The following is a 19,331-nucleotide window of genomic DNA, read 5'->3' on the forward strand; positions in this document are numbered from 1 at the left end:
CCATGAGTACGCGCGACCGAGGATTCTCGTACCCGCCGCGCCTGGGCGCGGACCGCGGCGTCGCCACGCTCGAATACCACGACAGCGTGCGCGCGATGATCGAGCAGATCCTGTTCACCGCGCCTGGCGAGCGGGCCAATCGACCGAGCTTCGGCGTCGGGGCCCAGAACGCGGTGTTCGACCCGAACAGCCCGTTCCTGGCCAACCGGATCCGCACCGCGCTGGAGGAGAACCTCTACGAGCACCTGGCCCGCGACGTGTCGATCCTCAAGCTCGAGGTGGTCGCCGACGACGCGGTCCTGACGATCTCCCTGCTGTTCCAGATCTCCGATCAACCGCTGAGCCCGCAGGTGCTGCGGGTCGACATTCCGCTGGGAGGTGTGGAATGACGCGCGCGAGAGGCACCCGGCAGGTCCCCGACGTCGACTACCTCACGCGCGACTATCGCGGGCTGCGCGAGCAGCTGATCGCGCTGGTGACCCGCAGCGGCTCGCCGTGGACCGAGCGCTCGGCCGCGGACGTCGGAATGGTGGTCCTCGAGGCGCTCGCCTATTCGCTCGACCACCTCGCCTACGCCGGCGACCGCGCGGCCGCCGAGGGCTTCCTGCGGACCGCGAAGGAGCGCCAGTCCGTGCGGCTCCACGCGGCCCTCGGCGATTACGTGCTCGACCGCGGCGCGACGTCGACGGGCTATCAACACTTCGCGGTGCGCGACGGCGTCTTGCGGCTGCCCGCCCGGACGACCGTGAATCCGCGGCTCGAGCGCGAGCAGGACCGCGAGCACCGCGACGTGTTCGAGACGGTGGAGGCGGCGCTCCTCGATTCTCGCCACAATGGTTTCACCCTGCGCAAGTCGGTCGGCGCGGGCACCTCGGTGCTGTGGCTGGGCGGGCCGCGGCGCGAGGCGCTCGACCTGTGGTCGATCGGCGTGCGCCCGGGGCTGCTCCTCGCGCTGGTGTCCCGCGACCGCGCCGAGCTGGTGAAGGTGGCCGTGGTGCAGGGCAGCGCGGTGGTCCTGGCGCAGCCCGTCGGCGCGACCTACGTCGCCGACGACTCCGACCGCGCAGGCAAGGTGCTCGGCAACCTGGTGCCGATCCGCCGCGGTCAGCAGAGCGAATGGCAGCTCCTGGGTCGAGGCGGCATGGTCCGCGACGAGTCCCCCGTCGACTATCACCGCCAGCGCGTGGCGATGCTCCGACTGCTCAGCGAGCACGTCGAGCGCCAGCGCGGGGTGTGGCAGGCTCGCGGCGATCTGCGGCGGGCCTGGGAAGAGGCGCAACAGACCGTCGCGCGCGCGGTCTGCCTGCTGCGGACGATCTCGGCGCAGGCGCTTTCGGTCGAGGACGACGATCGCATCGAAGCATGGCTGACGCGGGCGGCCGACCTGCTGCGCAAATTGTCGCGGGCGGCCGGCGTCGCGCTCCCACCCGGCCTCGAGCCCACGCGATTCGTGGCCGCCCCGCGCCAGCGCGTGAAGCTGCCGCCGGAGAAGGCGCCGGTGTGGGACGACCCCCGGCCGATCCTGGGGGTGCGCACTCTGGTCGGCGGCCAGGTGCAGGAATGGCAAGAGGTCGAGGACTTCCTGCGCAGCGGTCCGACCGACCGCCATTACGTGGTGGAGCTCGCCGACGCGCGCGACGTGGCCCTGCGCTTCGGCGACGGCGTCCACGGGGCCATGGTCCCCCCGGGTGCGCCGATCCTCGGACAATGGGTGTTCGGCGACCCGGCCCTCGGCGACCTCGGCGCGCGCGCATTGATCAAACCAGCGGGGAGCATCGCGGCCCGGCTCGACCCGCGCGATCCGACCTACAACCCGCTCCCCACCACCGGCGCTCGACCGATCGAGATGATCGACATCGCCGACCGCCTGCGTCACCGGCTGTCGATCCCGGCGATCCCCGTGACCGCGGGGGACTACGTCGATTTGTTCACACAGCGGCTCGAGGTGATCGAGGCGGCGGTGGTGCCGACGACGCGGCGACTGGTGCGCGTCGCGCTCCGACTGGCGGACCGGATCGGCCCTGCCCAGGCGCTCACAGAGCTGCAGGAGTGGATCGAGCCGCTGCGGCTGGCGGGGACGCAGGTGCGGCTGTCGCTGGCGCGGCCGCTGTACGTCAGCGTCACGGCCGCGGTGCAGCTGCACGCCGAGGCCGACCCCGAGGCGGTCCAGGGCCGCTGCAAGGCGGCCGTGCGCGAGCGCTTCAGCCCGCGCGACGAGCCGCAGCTGGGCGTGCCGTGCAGCAAGGCCGAGCTGCTGGCGATCGTCGAGGCGGTCATCGGGGTCGAGTCCTGCGAGCTGTACCGCTTCGGGCGGGCCGAGCGAGAGGACTCCGAGGTGCTCGAGGTGGTGGAGCCGGCGCCCGACCAGGTGTTGCGGTGCGAGGACGATCCGGCGGTGGCCGCGACCGGGCAGATCCAGGTGTTGATCGTCCGCGAATACAGCCTGGTGGTCGAGTATCACCGGCACGACCCGGACACCTCGCCGGACGACGTCGAGATCCACGGCGCCCTGTACGGCGCGCTGTCGGGCCCGCGATCGATCCCCGCGGTCGAGGAGTGGCCCGAGATCTCGCGCCATTCGCTGGAGGACCTGCTGGCGACCGGGCAATACAGCAATGAGCGGTTCGTTCTGAAGCTGCGCGCGCTCATCGTCGGCGAGCGCCGGGTGGAGCGGATCCCGCTGCGCCCCGGCGACGTGCCGCTGCTGCGCAGCCTGCAGATCATCCCGATCGGGACCGAGGAGGACGGAGCATGAAGCGCGATCCGGGCGTCCAACAACTCCTGCGCGGCGAGCTGCTGGCGAGCAGCCCGCTCGGCTACGAGCGCGCCCGCAGCGAGATGCTCGAGGCGCTGCTCGACCTGCTGCCGTCCTACACCCGGCGCGACCACGCCGACCCGGGCATCGCCCTCGTCGAGGCGCTCGCGGCGGTGCTCGACATCTTCGGCTTCTATCACGACCGCTTCCTCACCGAGTCGAAGATCGGCTCGGCGCAATCACTGCAGTCGGTGAAGCTGCTCGGCGACACCGTGGGCTACACGCCGCGGCCCGCCCTGGCCGCGAAGACGCTGCAGTTCTTCGAGGCGCGCACAGTGGGCGTGATCCTGGCCGGCAGCAAGCTCGCCGGTCGGACGCCCGACGTCCCGGGCAAGGTGATCTTCGAGACCCTGCGCTCGCTGGTCATCGGCCCGGCGTTCAACCGCATGGCCCTCGACCCGAACGTGACCCGCCAGGTGGGCGCGCTGCGGGCGGTGATCCGTCGATTCGCCGCAGAATCGCCGGAGCTCGTCACGCCGCTCGACGAGTTCGCCGCCGGCTCGCTGGCGATGATCAACGGCAGTCGTGGCCTGGAGCTGGTGCCCGTGGCCGGGGCGCGCACGCGGGCGCTGGCGGTCGCGCGGCCGCTGCGGCGCAGCTACGGCCTGGACGACACGCGGATCCACCGCGCCACGGAATACCGCCACCTGCTGCATCCGCTGCCGCTCGCCGAGAAGGCCGACGACTCCGCCGAGCTGGTCGTCTTCGAGGTGTGCGATTGCCCGATCCTCCACGTCCCCTCACCCTCGGGGGCGCAGCGCCTGCAATCGACGCTCGAGCTCTACGTGTTCCCGCCGGGCATCGACCCCCACGACCCGGCGAAGTGGACGGCCGACCGCCGCTGGCAAGAGGTGCCCGACTTCACCGCGAGCGAGGCCGCCGACCGCCACTACCGCACGTTCGTGGACGACCGCCTGCGCACGTACGCGATCCTCCGCCGCAAGATGGGCTACCGGGACCTGCTGAGCCCGGAGGAGCTGGCGAACGTGTACGTCCGCTTCACGCCGGCGATCGGCCGCATCACCGACGCCGATACAGTCGCGCCAAAAGGTCACCTGGTCGAGCTCAACGACGAATACTTCACCAGCCCGCTGGTGCTTCCGAAGGTCGACGGCCAGTTCGTGAAGACGGAGGGCTCCCTCTGGGTGGTGACCGACCGCTCGCTCGACCTGCTGCCGGGCAGGCAGATCATCATCGAGAACTCGGCGACGCAGGAGAAATTCATCAGGACGCTCGGGCCGCGCACGACGGGGCAGTACCTCAGCTGGGACGCGCCGGAGGCGTCGTTTCCGTTGCCCCTGCCCATCGACGATAATCCACTGCCCGAGCCGCTGTGGGAGCGTATCGCGGCCGACATCATGAACCGCCTTCTCGATGGGGATTGGCGCAAGGGGCTCTTCCTCCAGACATTCGGCCACTATTTTCCGCTCGACTTCACGGTCGACGAGCTGCCCTATCGCGTACGGCCTGGTCGCGGTGTCGCTCACGACATCGCGGATGACCTGCTTTTCATCGAGGATATCCCTCAGCGGCACGATCGTGTCCCAGGATGGGAGGACGGCGATGCGCTGTCGATCTCCCAGCTGCGCGAAGCGGTCAAGGCCGGCCCCTATCATCTGTGGGACCAGTTCTACCGCGAGTTCGAGAACCTCGACTGGAGGCTGCGAACAAACGACCCCGACAACATCGGCGACATGCTCGAGCAAGGCGTGGCCGAGGACAAGAAGAGCTCGCCAAACCTCGAGCGCTGGCAAAAAGCGCGGCTCGATACGGAGTCGGCATCGATCGGCTCCGTAACCATTGTTCCCAGAGGGTCGACCTTTATCATTGTGCAGGACACGTCGCTGGTGCGGCCAGGCGATTACTTCATGATCGGCAAGAGAGTGAGGCGCTTCTATTCTGCAGAAGACGGCGAGGACGCTCTCGACTGTACGGGCGTCGGGCGGAAGTTCGGCCCGGGGGGCGGTCATTCCCCGAGAGGCGAGTATCGGGACATCGACCCAGCCCTTGATGTCACCGCCGGTGGCAAGCCCGAGTCGATCTTCAGGCCGGGTTGGATCAAGGCCGAGGTGCTTCAAGCGGTCGAAGTGCAGGGGAAGATCGTCCGCCTCAAGTGGCCGGTCACGTACGACTATGTGGTCGATTTCTTGTGCGTCGGGGACAATATCCAGCAGCCGATCACGGAACTGATCATCGTCCCTCAGGTCGCCTCAGTCTTCTTCGGCGACTACTTCACGCAACGGTTGCAGCTGAAGCCGAACGTAAAAACGCCCGACCAGGGCGCGTCAGGGCCGAGCGACTTCGTGGAGATCCTGGACACGTTCAACCCTGCGCCTCTGCAAGAAGCAGCCGGATGGAGCGAGAAGACCTTCAACGAGATCTGGGCGGATCTGTTCTTTGGGACGCTAAATGTCGCAGACGGCGTTGAGATGCCTGAAATGGTGGCACCCGATGGTTCCGAGAACGCGCTGGTCTGGAAAGTGTTCGTCGGATTGGAGTTGACCGCGGCGACGCTGATGAAAGTCGGCGGGATCTACGTCGGGGCATTGGATATGACGAACATATTCAGCCAGAAGGACCTCGTGGAGGTGAATACGACCGCGGCGTACTCCGTGGATGGTCAGGGTTACGTGACGCATCTCTGTGCGGTCGACGCCGCAAACTTGGCCAAGATGGGGATTCACGAGATGCTCGGCCCGGAAGAGTTGGAATACTGGGCCGAGTTGACGAGCCCCGTCGAGTTGACGATTGTCGAAACTAGCTTCGATAATGTCCCGAGCAACGAGTTCAAGGTCCTCGGCGATGGAACATACGGGGGGTTGATCTATTTTGATAGAACTATCGTGAGCCTCAATGGTGGAGATGCTCAGGCTCTCGTCATAGCAATGAAGCTTGATCCCAATGAGCCCGGGGAACCCGATGCCGATTGGAAGTTTAGGGCGGTAATGATCGGAAATGAGAGCCGCCCGGCGGTTATCAAGAAAGTTCATGTGACGGCTGTGAAGGCTACGCCGCGCGAGGATGGTCTGCGCGCCGTTCGAGCTCTGACCGTGGTTGATAACGCCGAATTCCCGATCTTCATCGCCGAGGCCCACGCGACGCCGGAGCCGGACCCGAAGTATGCCAAGTATCCTGACTCCGCTCACGCCAACAGCATCGAGCTCATCTCTGCGTCCGACGATTTTGCCGGATTCAAGACGAACGTAGCGTGGATCCTCGGGGGCGGGAACAGTCCCGGCAAATACTACGCGTTCAAGGATAAGCGCGATGTTTTGCATAAGAGTTGGTACTCTGTTAACAAAACGAATGATGATAATTTTCTCTATGCAAATGGAGAGGTGGATCGATTCAAGATCGACGCTGATGCCTCGCTCGCGGGGACGTTCATCTTGTTCTCGAGAGAGAAGGGTGTCGGCGAAGACGCGGAGTTGGCCGTGTTCGGGAGATTGGGCGAGAGAATTCCGACGTATTCGACGGTTATGGTCGACTCTGTCATCTTCAACTCCGGCAACTTCATTCCGGTCCGCCTCGGCAACAGCGATGCAGATGAGCTCATTATCAGAAATTCCATCAGGGTCACGCTGGGAGACGCCAGCACTGCCGATTCTGGAGATGTGTTGGATTATAGTTATGATTTGTCGGATTTTACGGATCTTGAAGTTAAAGGCGAAAAGAGATTGAAATTTGGCTTCGGCAAGACGCCGGAGGGCACATTTACCCTGCATTTTCGTATCGACAGGGAGGTCGAGGAAGAACATGTCCCTGAAGTCAGCATTCAGGTCTATTACTCAGCTGAGCCCTATCAAGAGGACATAGACGCCGGTGAGGCGAAGCGGACGCATCACGCCGCGTATCCGATCTGCGAGGGCCAGACACAGGTGTGCTGGAAGGAGGCGCGGTTCTACCAATTCGAGACGCGGCCGCTGCCGTGGAACCCGTTGCGGCAGCTCGTGATCATGAACTCCGGGGAGCTCCAGGCGGGAGACTACATCTTCATCGATCCGGCGGGGGTGTCGAAGGTCAGCGAGACGCCGTGCAAGGCCGCGGAGGGCGCGGCCGAGGTCGTCGAGAGCGAGGAGGAGCGGTCGCGCGACCACATCCAGTGGACGCGGGTGGTCGAGGTGGACGGGCGGATGGTGATCGTCGACCCGCCGGTGAAGATTCAGCCGCGGGGGTTTTATCATTACCGGGTCACGGGGTACCGGCGGCCGGCCGGGGCGGCGTCACCGGACGAGGATTACTACAAGCTGCTGCAGAGCGAGGACAAGCCGGAGGCGACGACGCCGCCCGAGCTCGACGGACTGAGCTTCGGCAACCGGTTGATGCTGAAGCCGTTCGTGACGCCTTCGGAGCAGACGGAGCTCGTGGCCGGTGGCGGCGACAAGGGTACGGAGGACAAAGACCGCAGCCAGCCGAAGCCGGCCGGCAAGGGGGATGACACGACCAAGCAGAAGCTCGAGCATGAGATGCTGCTCGAGCACCTGGTGCCCGGCGACCGCTTGCTGGTGTGGGACAGGCGCTGGCGCGACGCGTGGCGCGCCCGTCGCGAGAAGGGCCTCGCCAAGGTCGCGGGCAGAGCCTGGGTCGATTGGCCCGAGCGCCAGCACGAAGTGGTGATCAAGCGGATCGTGCCGAAGCTCGGGCTTGTGGAGCTCGAGGAGCCGCTGCCCGCGCGGTTCGGCGTCGCGTATCCCATCAAGGATGGCAAGCTCGACATGGTTCTGACCAGCGCGAGCGTGAAGGCTTTCCGGGCGCTACCGTTCTACCGTGAGCCGTTCCAGGGCAAGCGCGAGTTGATCGTGCTCGGCGACGGCGATCGGCGCAGCAAGTTCGCTCGGTTCACCGCCGGCGCCAAGCGCGATTTCGGGCTCGCTAGCATTGCCCTCCAGCAGGCGGGGACGCTGGCCAGCAACATCGAAGTGCTCACCGTGGAGCGCGCCTCGGGTCGGTGGGAGCGCTGGACCGAGTTCAGCGCCATCGATACGGCTCGCAGGCAGGACCAGGCGTTCGTCCTCGGGGTCGAATGGCCCGAGCGCCAGGACGACCCATGCGCGGATTTTCGGCTGGAGCTGCAGGAGAAAGAGGACGAGGAGAAGTGCTGGTGCGAGGAAGGAGTCGCGCTGCCGGCGCTGCCGATCCCGCTCCCGTTGGTCGATCTGCAGTTGCTGCCGATCCCTCTCCCATTGGTCGATCTTCCGGGGCTGCCGATCCCTCTCCCCCTCGGCGGTCTGCCGACGCTGCCGATCCCTCTTCCGCTGGTTCCTTCGGTGGAGCCGACTGAGCTCTCCCTGGTCTATCCGGCCACGGTCAGCGTCAGCTTTGGCGACGGCGTGCACGGGCAGACGCCGCCCAACGGGCGCGGCAACGTGTTCATCCGGCCGGTGGAGATCGAGCCCTGGTGCCGCCACCTGCCGACGCGAACGCGGCAGCGGGTCCGCGACGTCCGGCGCGATTGCCTGCCGCTGCGGGTCAGCGGGAGTCTGGCCAGCGAGCGCAACCTCGTCATCGAGGTCGAGCATTCGGTGCATGAGGCGTGGCAGCCGCGCGGGGAGAAGCATCAATGGCGCGCGCCGCTGATCGTCGAGGTCGATCTGACAGGATTGACGATCCCCGAGAAGGTGAAGACGGTGAAGGAAGGGGACCCTGCGCGGACGCTGATGCGGCTCCGGGGGATCTCCGACGCCGAGGCGGTCGCGGGATACGACGGAGTGGTGGTGCGGCCGCTGCGACCGGGTGCGAGCGTGCTTTCGGTGGTGCTGCCGGGCGACATCTACGAGACGCTCGAGCACCTTTCGCAAGCAGCGATTCTCGCGCGCGTCGAAGTGTTCGAGGTGCCCGGGTCGGAGATCTGGGTGCTCGACGCGCACTTTTATCAAAAGTCGATGAAGGGTGATCCGACCGTGTCGCCTGGTGCCGAGACGGTGCTCCTCTCCGAGACGGAGGGGCTCGACGAGGACTCGTCGCTGGCGTTCAGTCAGCGCGGCGAGCCGGGTGAGCCGGTCGAGGTGGTCGGGGTGAAGACGGTCGATCACGCGACCTACAGCGCGACGCTCGAGAGCCCGCTGCAGCGCACGTACCGGCTCGATCGGTCGTACCTGTTCGGCAACCTGGTCGAGGCGGTGCAGGGCGATTCGGAGCGCCTGGTGATCGGCAGCGGCGACGGTGCGACCCGCGGGTTGCGGCTGCCGTTGAACAATCGTCAGACCATCCTGTTCTCGTCGGACGACGAGGGCGTGTTGACGCCGGGCGTGGTGTTGCTGGTCGACGACGTGCAGTGGGAGCGGGTAGGCGAATTCGCGGGGAGGGGGCCACGCGACCGGATCTACCGGCTCGAGTTCGAGGCCGACGGCGAGGCGTACGTGCGCTTCGGGGACGGCGTGCAAGGGGCGATCCCGGCGGCGGGGTTCGACAACATCGTGGTGGTGTTGCGGACCGGCGACGGCGCGCGCGGCAACCTCGACGTCGGGGCGATCGACAAGCTGCTTGACGGCAACCTCGCGGTCGAGCGCACGCGCAACGTGACACCGGCGGCCGGTGGCAAGGCTGCCGACGATCCGGCGGCGGCGCGGCGACACTTGATGGAGCGCAGCTTCACGCAGGGCCGGGTGGTGACGCGAGACGATCTGGTCCGCGCGGTCCGGGCGCTCGCCAACGTCAGTCAGGCGCGGCTCGATCCGACGGCGCCGCCCGAGGTGCTGCGCGCCGTCGTGGCGCTGACGCGACGACGTCCGGCGACTGCGTCCGACCTCCTGGAGATCCGCCAGCGAGTGTGCGCAGTGACACCGTTGGCGGCGGGTATCGAGGTGGAGCTGGTGGACGCCGAGCAACTGCCCGTGCACCTCGTCCTCGAGATCACCGTGCAGGCAGGGTTCGCGCAGGGCGAGGCGTTGCAGGCGCTGGAGCGGGCGTTCTCGGCCGACGACGACGGCTTCTTCGATCTCGAGCGCTGGCCGATCGGCGCGCCGCTACGCGCGGGTGATGTGTACGAGCAGGCGTTCTCGCTGCCGGCGGTGGCGACGGCGCGGATCCGCTGGATGAGCCGCGAAGTGCCGCCGACCGACCTGCCGACGAAGGTACCCGACGTGCTCAGGCCGGGGCCGACGCAGGTGATCCGCTGCGACAACGATCGCGCCGGCGATCCCAACGGGATCCGCGGCACGTTGAGGGTGCGAATCAAGGGAGGTGTCGCGTGACCGCGGAGGGACGACGACGGCTCGAGTCGGGCGACCGACTGTGGTCCTTGATCCCGCGGTGGACGCGGGCGAAGGACCGAGAGAACGGGAAGGTGCTCGAGAGCCTGGTGCGCGCGCTCGGGGTCGGGCTCGACGCAGTGCGGGCCGATGTCCTCCGGCTGCGCGACGACATGTTCGTCGACACGTGCGCGCCGGAGCTGGTGCCGCTGATCGGTGACCTCGTCGGCGAGACGCTCGACCCGCGGGTGCCGGTCGACCGCCAGCGCTATCAGGTCAAGCAGGCGCTGCACTGGCGCCGGCACAAGGGGACGCGCGCGCAGCTCGAGGCGCTGGTCTGGATCCTCTCGGGGTTCAAGGCGCGGGTCGTCGAACCGCCGTACGGCGACGTGTTCGGTGATCCGCTGCGCGCGGCCAGGATCCTCGGGAGCGGCCCCGCGGTGGTCCACGGCAACGCGCGACAGATCACCGGCAAGGCCGCGGTCGACGCGTTGCAGGTGATCGTCGACGTGGTCTGGCCGGTGCAGCGCCGCGAGGTCGTGTTGACGCCGCTCGGCTCGGGGGTGCACGCGGTGCGAGCGGACGCGGACGTGGGGCTGCGGTGCGGCGACGGGACGGCGATCGTGCGCAGCGACGACGCGCGGGCGCTGGTCGGCGCGGGGCTCGAGATCGAGGTGGTCGCCGCCGACGAGGGCGGTCCGGCGATCGGGCGGCTCACACCGCGGTTCGTCGACCTCGGCGGTTCCATGGCGCCTCACGTGCCGCACGCGACGCTGGCCGTCGACCCGGAGCGCGGCCGGATCGCCGGGCCGACGGCGACGCTCAGCGCGTTGATGCAGCTGCGCCGCTATCGCCTGCGCTACTGGGAGCCGCTGCTCGCCGAGCCGGTCACCGCGGACGCGTTCCACCTCGGCGACGGGGTGTACACGTTCTCGGCCGACGGCGGTGACGTGTGGCTCACCGACGAGCAGGCCCATCGCCTGACCGTGTTCGCGGCGAGCCTGTGCCGCGGGTCGCTGCGTCACCTGCACGGGACGCGGATCCTCATGGCGAGGTCGTCGAGCGGGTGCACCGCGGAGCGCGGCGAGGCGCCGTACGTGGTGCTCGAGCCGGGCGATCGCCACGAGGACGCCGAGGCGGCGCTGGCGGCGGGGCTGCCGCTCGACACGAGCGGTCTGCGGCGGTACTTCGCGGTCGAGGACGCGTGGGGCTGGGACCTGTTCCCCGTGATCCGACTGGTCGAACGATTCTCGCGCGAGGCGCCTGCCGACGACACGGTCGAGATCGACGTGCGTCACGGACGCTTCCGCGTCGGGCCGGCTCACGCCGGCGCACCGATCCGGGTCCGCTACTACCGCCCGTACGACGTGCACGAGCTGCGCGCGCGCGTCGAGGAAGAGCTGACCCACGCCGTGCCGGTGGGGCGACGCGCGCAGGTGGTCTTCCGCGACACACCGGTCCCCGGTCACACCGCGAGGTAACGATCATGAAGCAACCAAGCTCGCGCAATACATTCAAGCGAATCCAGGACGTCCTCGGCGTATACCTGCAAGAGGGCGCGCCGCTCACGGACGCGGCCTGGAACGAATCCGTCGACACCGCCTGGGCGAGCGTCCGCGACGCGATCGTGGCCTCGGGGCTGCGCGGGACCGCGGGGCAAGAGCTGCAGATCGTGCCCGTCTACGTCGGTGCGCCCGCGCAGTTGACGGACCTCCTGATCAAGGGCGGACCTGCGCAATTCTATTGCGGCGGCCTCCCGGTCTCCTGGCCCGAGGACGTATCGTTCGACCGACAATCCGGGTGGTGCAGCGAGCCCGCGGCGACGGCGGTGCTCGACGCGAATCAGACGGAGCCGGTGATCGTGTGGGTGGAGTCGCGGGTGGAGACGGTCGACGAGACCGACGTGCCGGGCTTCCGCGATCCGGCGCTGCAATCCGACCGCGGCAGCTTCCGCCAGGTGGTGCGCAGCCGGGTGAAGCTCGCGGCCGCGTCGGCGGTGCCGGAGCGGCTGGCGGAGCCGCTGCGGTCGTTGCCGCCGGTGGCCGAGCTGCTGCCGGATCTGCCGCACGACCGGTGGCGGCCGACGAACGTCCGCCTCACAGTGCAGGGGTCGTACGACGGCGACGAGAACGTGCATTATCACGTGGAGCTGGTGGGCGAGGCCGAGCGCTTCGATCGCCACACGGCCGCGGTCGAGGTGTTGTGGGACGACCGCGCGGCTTCGACGGTGACGACGCTGGCGGCCGACGTCGAGCAGCTTGCGCAGGAGATCGAGGTGGTCGACGCGACGGGGTTCGAGGCCGGCGATTACGTCCGCATCGAGGCCGAAGGAGTCGACGGGCAGATCTACAGGATCACCCAGGTCGAGGAGCGCAAGCTGAAGCTCGACCGGGTGTCGTGCGCGGCGCCGGTCTCGCTGCGCGACGCGGTGATCGTCGACTACGAGGTCCGCGGGCGGCCGGAGGTGCCGACCGAGCTGGTGATCACCATGACGACGATGGGCGACTGCATCGCGTCGCCCGGCGATCTGGTCCACGAGCTGATGCGCAGCGAGGGGGGCCGCAAGATCCCGTTCGGCGACGCAGTGTGGCAGGTCGAGCGGGTCATCTCCAGCGAGGTCGAGCACGAGGTCACCCTCGTCTTGAAGCCGCACTTCGGGATCACCCAGGCGCTGCAGCGCCGCGGCGAGGCGAGGCCGCTGATGAGCCACGCGCGGATCCTCGACAACTGCGTGGTCGTCGAGGAGGCGGCGTGCTGGCAGCCGGGGATGCAGGTGTGGATCTCGGGCCGGCGGGTCGAGGTCGCCGCCGACGACCCGTGCGCGAAGCCGCGGGCGGACGTCGACGACCAGGCGTGCTGGCCCGCGCGGGAGCCGCTGTACTGCGAGGAGGAGCACACGATCGCGTGGATCGAGCGCTGCGGCGAGAGCGTCGAGTGCTGCGGTGAAAACCACAAGACGATGACGCTGCGGCTCGCGCGGCCGCTGTCCGCCGATCACCGCCGCTGCTGCGACGAGGTCCGGCCGATCCGTCCGATCAAGGTGCGGCGCTACGCGGGCTACCAGTGCCGCGCGCGGCTCCACGCGGTGTGGCCGTGCTGCCCCGAGACCGGGGGCGTGTGCTGTCTGAAGTGTTCGATCTCGCTGGGCAGCGGGCTCGAGGTGGTCCTCACGTACCGCGGCATGACAGTGCCGCGATTCGAGCCGGGCGACTCGTGGTCGTTCGCGGCGCGGGTGGGCGGCTGGTACGAATCGCGGGTGTTCGCCGCGCCGGACGAGATGGCGACGGCGATGTGTCCGCTGGCGCTCATCGTGCCCGGGGATCAGGAGCGTCCGCACCAGTTCTACGATCTGCGTCCGACGCCGGCGGCGTTCGATCCGTCGCCGCTGCTCGAGCAGATCCGGCTCGCGAGCGCGGAGCTGGCCGAGTACTTTTATGAGGGGTACTCCACCGAGTGGTTGCGCCAGGCGGCCCATCTGGCGCGCTATTCGCGGGTGCAGGCGAACGTCCGGCGGGGGCGCCGGTGGCAGATGGGGCTGGCGGAGAGCCTCTATCGATTCGCGCGCAACTTCTTGCAGACGCACAAGGGCAGCGAGGAGACGGTGAAGCCGGAGGTCTTGACGAAGGCCCGGCTCCTCGCGGTGGCGTTCCGGGCGCTGGCCCACGCGACGGTCGAGACGCGCCACGCACCGACGCTGTCCAATCGCGAGCTGGCGGCGATCGCGGGCGCATTGACGCGAGCAGCCTCCGTCGCAGCCAGCGTGCTGGCCGGCTGTTGCGGCGACGAGAAGCTCGAGTGGGCGCTCAAATGGCCGCCGGCGCTGCCGCTCGACGAGGGAGGGCCGCGGCGGCCGCCGCCGCCCGCGCAGTTGCCGGACTGCCCCGATCGGCTGCCCGAGCCCGACCCCGACGATTCGTGTGACCACGAGGAGGAGGACGAGCCGGACCACGGGCTGCCGGAGCGGCCGTCCGGGCCGCGGCCGCCGGGGACGGAGCCGGGGCCCGAGGGTGAATCGCCGGATCGACCGTCCGGGCCGCGGCCGCCGGAGACGGAGCCGGGACCCGAGGGTGAATTGCCGGATCGACCGCCCGGGACGCGGCCGCCCGACATCGTGCCGGTGTTCCCGATCGAGCGGCCCGACATCGTGCCGGTGATTCCGAATGTGCCGATCAGGCCGGACATCGTGCCGGTGGTCCCGAATGTTCCGATCAGGCCGGACATCGTGCCGGTGATCCCGAATGTGCCGATCAGGCCGGACATCGTGCCGGTGATTCCCAACTTGCCGACGGGGCCGGCGATCGTGCCGGTGTTCCCGGTCACGCCGATCCCGGTGCGACCGGTGGGTCCGCCCATCGAGCCGGCGTTTCCCGAGCGACCGATGGGCGATGCGCCTGGTGTGGGGGCGACGGCGCCCGAGCTGCCGCTCGTGAGCGAGACCGACGATCGACGGTGGAGCCTCATGGAGCTGCCGCTCACGAGTTTGAAGGTGCTCGAGCACGAGAATGACAGGACCGTGCAGCGACTCGTGGCCGACTGGCCGCGGCTCGGCGACGCCCACGGGGCGCGGACCCGCGGCTCCGCGCGCAAGCGGGTCGTCGCTGCGGTGGACGGCATGGTCGAGGACTTGCGGGCGCTCGCCGAGTCCGACGCGTCCGAGCGCGAGCGGACCGTCGCGCTGCGGAGCATCTGGTCGCGGACGATGCGCGCCGAGGTGCCGGTGCCGCGCTGGTCGCTGGTCGTCCGCTCGCTGCCGGCGACGCGGATCGACGCAGAAGGGGAGGAATGACGTCATGGACAAGCCCGAGATCGAGATCGTCATCGATCGGATCGCCCGGATCTTCCGCGTCCACGACGGGCTCGCCGAGGACGAGCCCGTGGAGGAGCCGCTGCCGGAGGGCGAGATGCCGTGGCGCTTCACGGTCGACGTCGATCCGCAGGAGGCCAGCCGGATCGTGGTGAGCGCGGCCGGCTCGCGCGAGCAGGCGGCCGCGCCCGAGCGCGCGACCGCGTGCTCGGCGATCGCGGTCGAGGCGTGGATCGGCGACAAGGTGTTCGAGACCCATGACGACACCCTCTATTGGGTGCGCGTCATCAACACCTCCGAGCATTACGTCGCGGAGGATCTCTGCGTCGACGTCGAGATCGACCCGAGCTGCGCGGCGGTCCTGGGGACGCTGTCCGACAAGCACCGGCTGATCGAGATCGTGCCGCCGTTCCAGGGCGTGCGCTGCCTGGTCCCGGGGCACTACGTCGACCTGCAGTTCGTGGCGATCGCCCGCGGGCCGCGGCCGGGCGTGTTCCCGGTGCGCGTGTGCGTCGCCTACGACCTGGTGTATTCGACGCGGGCGCGCGCGGCGACGCAGGTGCGCCTCGAGCTCGAGGTCCAGGACGACTGCGGCCGCGGCCGGAACCGGTGCCGGCCCGGCCGCGTCGGGCCGCCGGACCCCGGCGAATGGAAGCCCGCTCCGCGACCGCCGCCAGGAGAGACGGTGTCTCCCCCGGTGCAGCTGGTCGCGGAGGTCCCGGTCCGCGTACCCGGGCCGGAGCGAGTCGAGGAGCCGGAGGCGCCGCCCAGAGCGGTGGAGCCGGAGGAGCAGCCAGGTCGCCACGACGAGGACCGCGAGTCTCAAGCGTGGCCGGACGATGACGAGGACACGGAAGGGAGTGACGAGATGAGCAACAGCAATTACGGCAAGCACGAACACGTGAATTGGACGCGGAAGGGCGAGGAAGAGGCGCCCGCGGACAAGAAGGGCGCGGCGCCGCAACCCTCGAACCACGAGGAGCTCGAGCCGATCGCCACGGAGGTCAAGCTACCCGAGGGCGGTACGCTCAAGATCGAGTTCACCTTCCGCAAGGGCTTCATCGCCAGCTCGAACCGCGGCGGCCGGTGCGTGTACGGCAAGCGGCCGAACGGGAATCTGGAGTGCCGGCTGGAGTCGATCGACGACACGGTGCTGGTGATGGAGGTGACCAACTGCAGCCGCTTCCACCTGAAGCACGTGCGGATCCACGACCTGCAGATCTATCACGACGGCTGCCAGGTCAACGCGCTGCTGCCGTCGGGGCACCCGATCGCGCAGATCGTGCCCGACTCGGCGTACATCGGCATGCTGCCGCGCGACAAGACCCGCTGGGTGGCGATGAGCCTCATCACCCGCGGGGTCGAGCCGGGCGAGTACAGCATCAAGTTCGCCATCGACTACGACATCGAGGCGTGCAGCGTCGGCGCGAGCATCGACCTCCAGATCACCTGCGACTGAGCGGACCGGCGGTCTCCCGGCCGCGCGAGGCGAGGCATGAGCACGTACAACGCCATCCACGATCTCAGCGAGACCTTGCGCGGGATCCTCGATCGACGCCTGAACCCGACCGTGCCCAAGGCGGCGACGATCACGGTCGATTCGCCGCACAAGGAGAACACCGAGCTGCCGCGGGTCAACCTGTTCCTCTATCAGATCTTGCCGGATCCGACTCGCCGCAACACGGGCAGGATCCCGGTGGGCGGCGGAGGTAACGGGCAGCGCTTCGTGCCGGAGCCGCTCGCGCTCGACTTCCGCTACCTGCTGACGGCCTTCGCCAGCGACGGCCTGTCGGAGCACCGGCTCCTCGGGGAGGCGATGCAGGTGATGCACGAGAATCAATACCTCGCCGAGGACGACCTGCGGGGGACGCTGCGCACCAGCGACGTCCGGCCGCCGAAGGTCCACGTGGTCCTGCAATCGCTCGACCTGGCGAGCATCAACAACATCTGGGGGAACAACGTCGCGCTGCTGCGCGCGTCGGCGGCGTACGAGGTGTCGATGGTGTTCATCGAGCCGACGACGCCGCGGTTCGAGGTGCCGCTGGTGCTGCACCCGCCGGTCCCCGAGGTCGTACCGGTGCCCTACCTCGAATCGGTGCTGCCGGTCCGCGCCAGGCGAGGCGAGGCGGTCAAGATCTACGGGGCCAACCTCGAGCTGCCGTACCTCAAGTTCTGGTTCGGCGGCCACGTGGCAGCGTCGCTCGACTCGGCCCGCGCGGGCGTGGCGAGCGTGACGGTGCCCGAGGAGGTCGAGCCGGGGCGCATGCAGGTGTTCCTCCGGCTCGACCGCTTCCGCAGTCAGGCGGTCGACTTCGAGGTCCTCCGCTCATAGGCCGGCGATGTTCAAGGACGCACACGAACACCTGCAGGCGGAGCTACGCCGCCTCGACCTGATCCTGCTGGCGCACCTCCACGCGTCGGGGCCGGTCGGCGACGCGGTCCGCGTCGAGCGCGAGCGGCTGGCGCGGCTGCTCGATCCCGAAGGGGAGCTCGATTCGCCGGAGGCGGCGGAAGCGGGGCTGCAGCGGCAGATCGCGGCGATCCGCGCGCGACTCCGCGAGTCGCTGGCGGACGGCGTGCGGCTGCCGCTGGTCGAGCTGTGCCGGGCGCTCGGCCTCGACGGGATCGGCGTGGGCCTGCTCGTCCTGGCCTGCGCGTCGCACTTCGATCGCAAGTACGGGGCGGTGTTCGCCTATCTGCAGGGCGATCGCACTCGCACTCTGCCGCGGGTGGAATTGGCGGTGCGGTTATTGGGGGGAGGCGAATCGCTGCAGGTGCGGCGGTGGTGTGAATCGCCGGGGCCGCTGCTGCGCAGCGGACACGTGCGCGTCGGCGAGGACGGCGAGGCGGGGCCGCTGCTCGAGCGGGCGATCGTGGCGACGCCGCGGCTGGCGCGGCACTTGTTGGGGATCGACGCGCCCGAGCAGGTAGTGGCGGCGACGGCGATGGTGCCGCCGCTGGTCGCGGCGAGCCGCAGCCAACGGGCGGCGCTGGCACGGGTGGCGCGGGTGTGGCACGCCGAGGAGCGGCCGGGGCCGCTGGCGGTGATCGTCGACGACGACGCCGAGGGCCTGGCCGCCGGCGCCGGCGAGCTCGCCGAACAGCGCGGGGTCCAGTTCCTGGCGATCGATCTGTCACGCCCGGCCGGGCTGCGCTTCGCAGTCGAGGCGCGGGTCCGTGAGGCGTTCCGCGAGGCGACGTTGCGCGGGGCGTTGCTGTGTGTGCTCGGCTGGCCCCAGCTGGCCGAACAGGAGCGCGAGCCGGCGCTCCGCGAGCTCGCGGCCGAGCTCGAGGAATTCGACGGGCCTTGCATCGTGGTCGCCGACGCGGCGGCGCGGCTCCGTCGCGAGGTCCAGCGGCGGTCGGTCCTCGAGCTGCGGGTGGTGCCGCCCGACACCGATGAGCGCGCGGAGCTGTGGCGGGAGGTGCTGGCGGGCGAGGCTGGCGAGGTCGACGTCGCGGAGCTGGCCTGGCGCTATCGCCTGGGAGCTTCGGAGATCCGCGACGCGGCGCAGATGGCGGAGGCCGACGCGCGCAGCCTGGGCGGCGAGGTGCGCGAGCGGATGCCGGCGGCGCTGGTCCGGGCCTGTCGCGCGCGCTCGCGCCCCGAGCTCGGCGCGCTGGCCCAGGCGATCGCGGCCCGCGGCGAATGGTCGGACCTGATCCTGCCCGAGGCGAGCCTCGAGCAGCTGCACGAGCTGGTGCGCCACCTGAAATACCATGACCTGGTCTTCGGGACATGGGGGCTGCGGTCGAAGGTGCTGCACGGCGACGGGGTGGCGGCGCTGTTCGCCGGGCCGCCCGGGACCGGCAAGACGATGGCGAGCGCGCTGGTGGCCCGCGAGCTCGGGCGCGAGCTGCTGCGCGTGGAGCTGGCGGGGGTGGTCAGCAAGTACATCGGCGAGACGGAGAAGAACCTCGAGCGGGTGTTCGTCGCGGCGCGGCGCAGCAACGCGGTGCTGTTCTTCGACGAGGCGGACGCGCTGTTCGGCAAGCGCAGCGAGGTCAAGGACGCCCACGACCGCTACGCGAACGTCGAGACCAGCTATCTGTTGCAGCGGGTCGAGGAGTTCGACGGGGTGATCGTCCTGGCGACGAACTTCAAGAAGAACGTCGACGAGGCGTTCATGCGGCGGATGGCGGTGGTGGTCGACTTCCCGCCGCCGGAGCCGGCGGAGCGGCGGCGGCTGTGGGCGTCGCTGATGCCGGCGGCGATGCCCCGCGAGGACGAGATCGACCTCGACTTCCTGGCCCAGCGGTTCGAGCTCAGCGGCGGTCACATCAAGAACGCGATCCAGACGGCGGCGATGCTGGCCGCGGAGGCGCATCCCCGCGTGGTCCGGTTCGCGCACCTGCTCGTCGGGGTGCGCCGGGAGATGCGCAAGCTGGGCCGCGTGGTCGATCCGGCCGACTTCGGCAGGTATCGCGCGGTCTACGAGACGGGCGTCAGGCGGACCTGAGACAGCGAGGCGAGCGATGTTGCGGCGCAATGGTGAGTGGATCGCAGGCGGAGGTTCGGGCC

The 19,331-nt window shown here is 69.1% G+C and carries 8 protein-coding genes; all 8 read left to right on the plus strand.

Annotation, left to right across the window (positions count from 1 at the left end; translation table 11 throughout):
* Positions 1 to 2 precede the first annotated feature (2 nt).
* Genes O0S08_RS01625 through O0S08_RS01660 form a run of 8 tightly spaced genes read left to right on the plus strand, consistent with a single transcriptional unit; the run spans position 3 to position 19,269 of the window.
* Positions 3 to 389 (plus strand): GPW/gp25 family protein, encoded by a 387-nt coding sequence (locus O0S08_RS01625; RefSeq protein WP_269037169.1) that lies wholly within the window; start codon positions 3 to 5, stop codon positions 387 to 389.
* Positions 386 to 2,755: a baseplate J/gp47 family protein gene (locus O0S08_RS01630; protein ID WP_269037170.1), complete on the plus strand. Its 2,370-nt coding sequence runs from the start codon at positions 386 to 388 to the stop codon at positions 2,753 to 2,755. Before O0S08_RS01625 ends, O0S08_RS01630 begins: the two co-directional genes overlap by 4 nt.
* Complete coding sequence (locus O0S08_RS01635; RefSeq protein WP_269037171.1) at positions 2,752 to 10,008, plus strand: baseplate J/gp47 family protein; 7,257 nt, start codon at positions 2,752 to 2,754, stop codon at positions 10,006 to 10,008. Before O0S08_RS01630 ends, O0S08_RS01635 begins: the two co-directional genes overlap by 4 nt.
* Complete coding sequence (locus O0S08_RS01640; RefSeq protein ID WP_269037172.1) at positions 10,005 to 11,486, plus strand: phage tail protein; 1,482 nt, start codon at positions 10,005 to 10,007, stop codon at positions 11,484 to 11,486. Before O0S08_RS01635 ends, O0S08_RS01640 begins: the two co-directional genes overlap by 4 nt.
* Before the next feature lie 5 nt (positions 11,487 to 11,491).
* A complete protein-coding gene (locus O0S08_RS01645; RefSeq protein WP_269037173.1) occupies positions 11,492 to 14,791 on the plus strand; it encodes a hypothetical protein in 3,300 nt (1,099 codons plus the stop codon).
* 4 nt (positions 14,792 to 14,795) lie between these two features.
* Complete coding sequence (locus O0S08_RS01650; protein WP_269037174.1) at positions 14,796 to 16,268, plus strand: hypothetical protein; 1,473 nt, start codon at positions 14,796 to 14,798, stop codon at positions 16,266 to 16,268.
* Positions 16,269 to 16,304: 36 nt separating this feature from the next.
* A complete protein-coding gene (locus O0S08_RS01655) occupies positions 16,305 to 17,141 on the plus strand; it encodes a Pvc16 family protein (RefSeq protein WP_269037175.1) in 837 nt (278 codons plus the stop codon).
* Between the two features lie 7 nt (positions 17,142 to 17,148).
* The gene (locus O0S08_RS01660) at positions 17,149 to 19,269 is read left to right on the plus strand and encodes an AAA family ATPase (protein ID WP_269037176.1); all 2,121 of its coding nucleotides are present in this window, start codon (positions 17,149 to 17,151) and stop codon (positions 19,267 to 19,269) included.
* Positions 19,270 to 19,331: the final 62 nt, after the last annotated feature.

Source organism: Nannocystis punicea, assembly GCF_026965555.1.
GTDB lineage: Bacteria > Myxococcota_A > Polyangia > Nannocystales > Nannocystaceae > Nannocystis > Nannocystis punicea.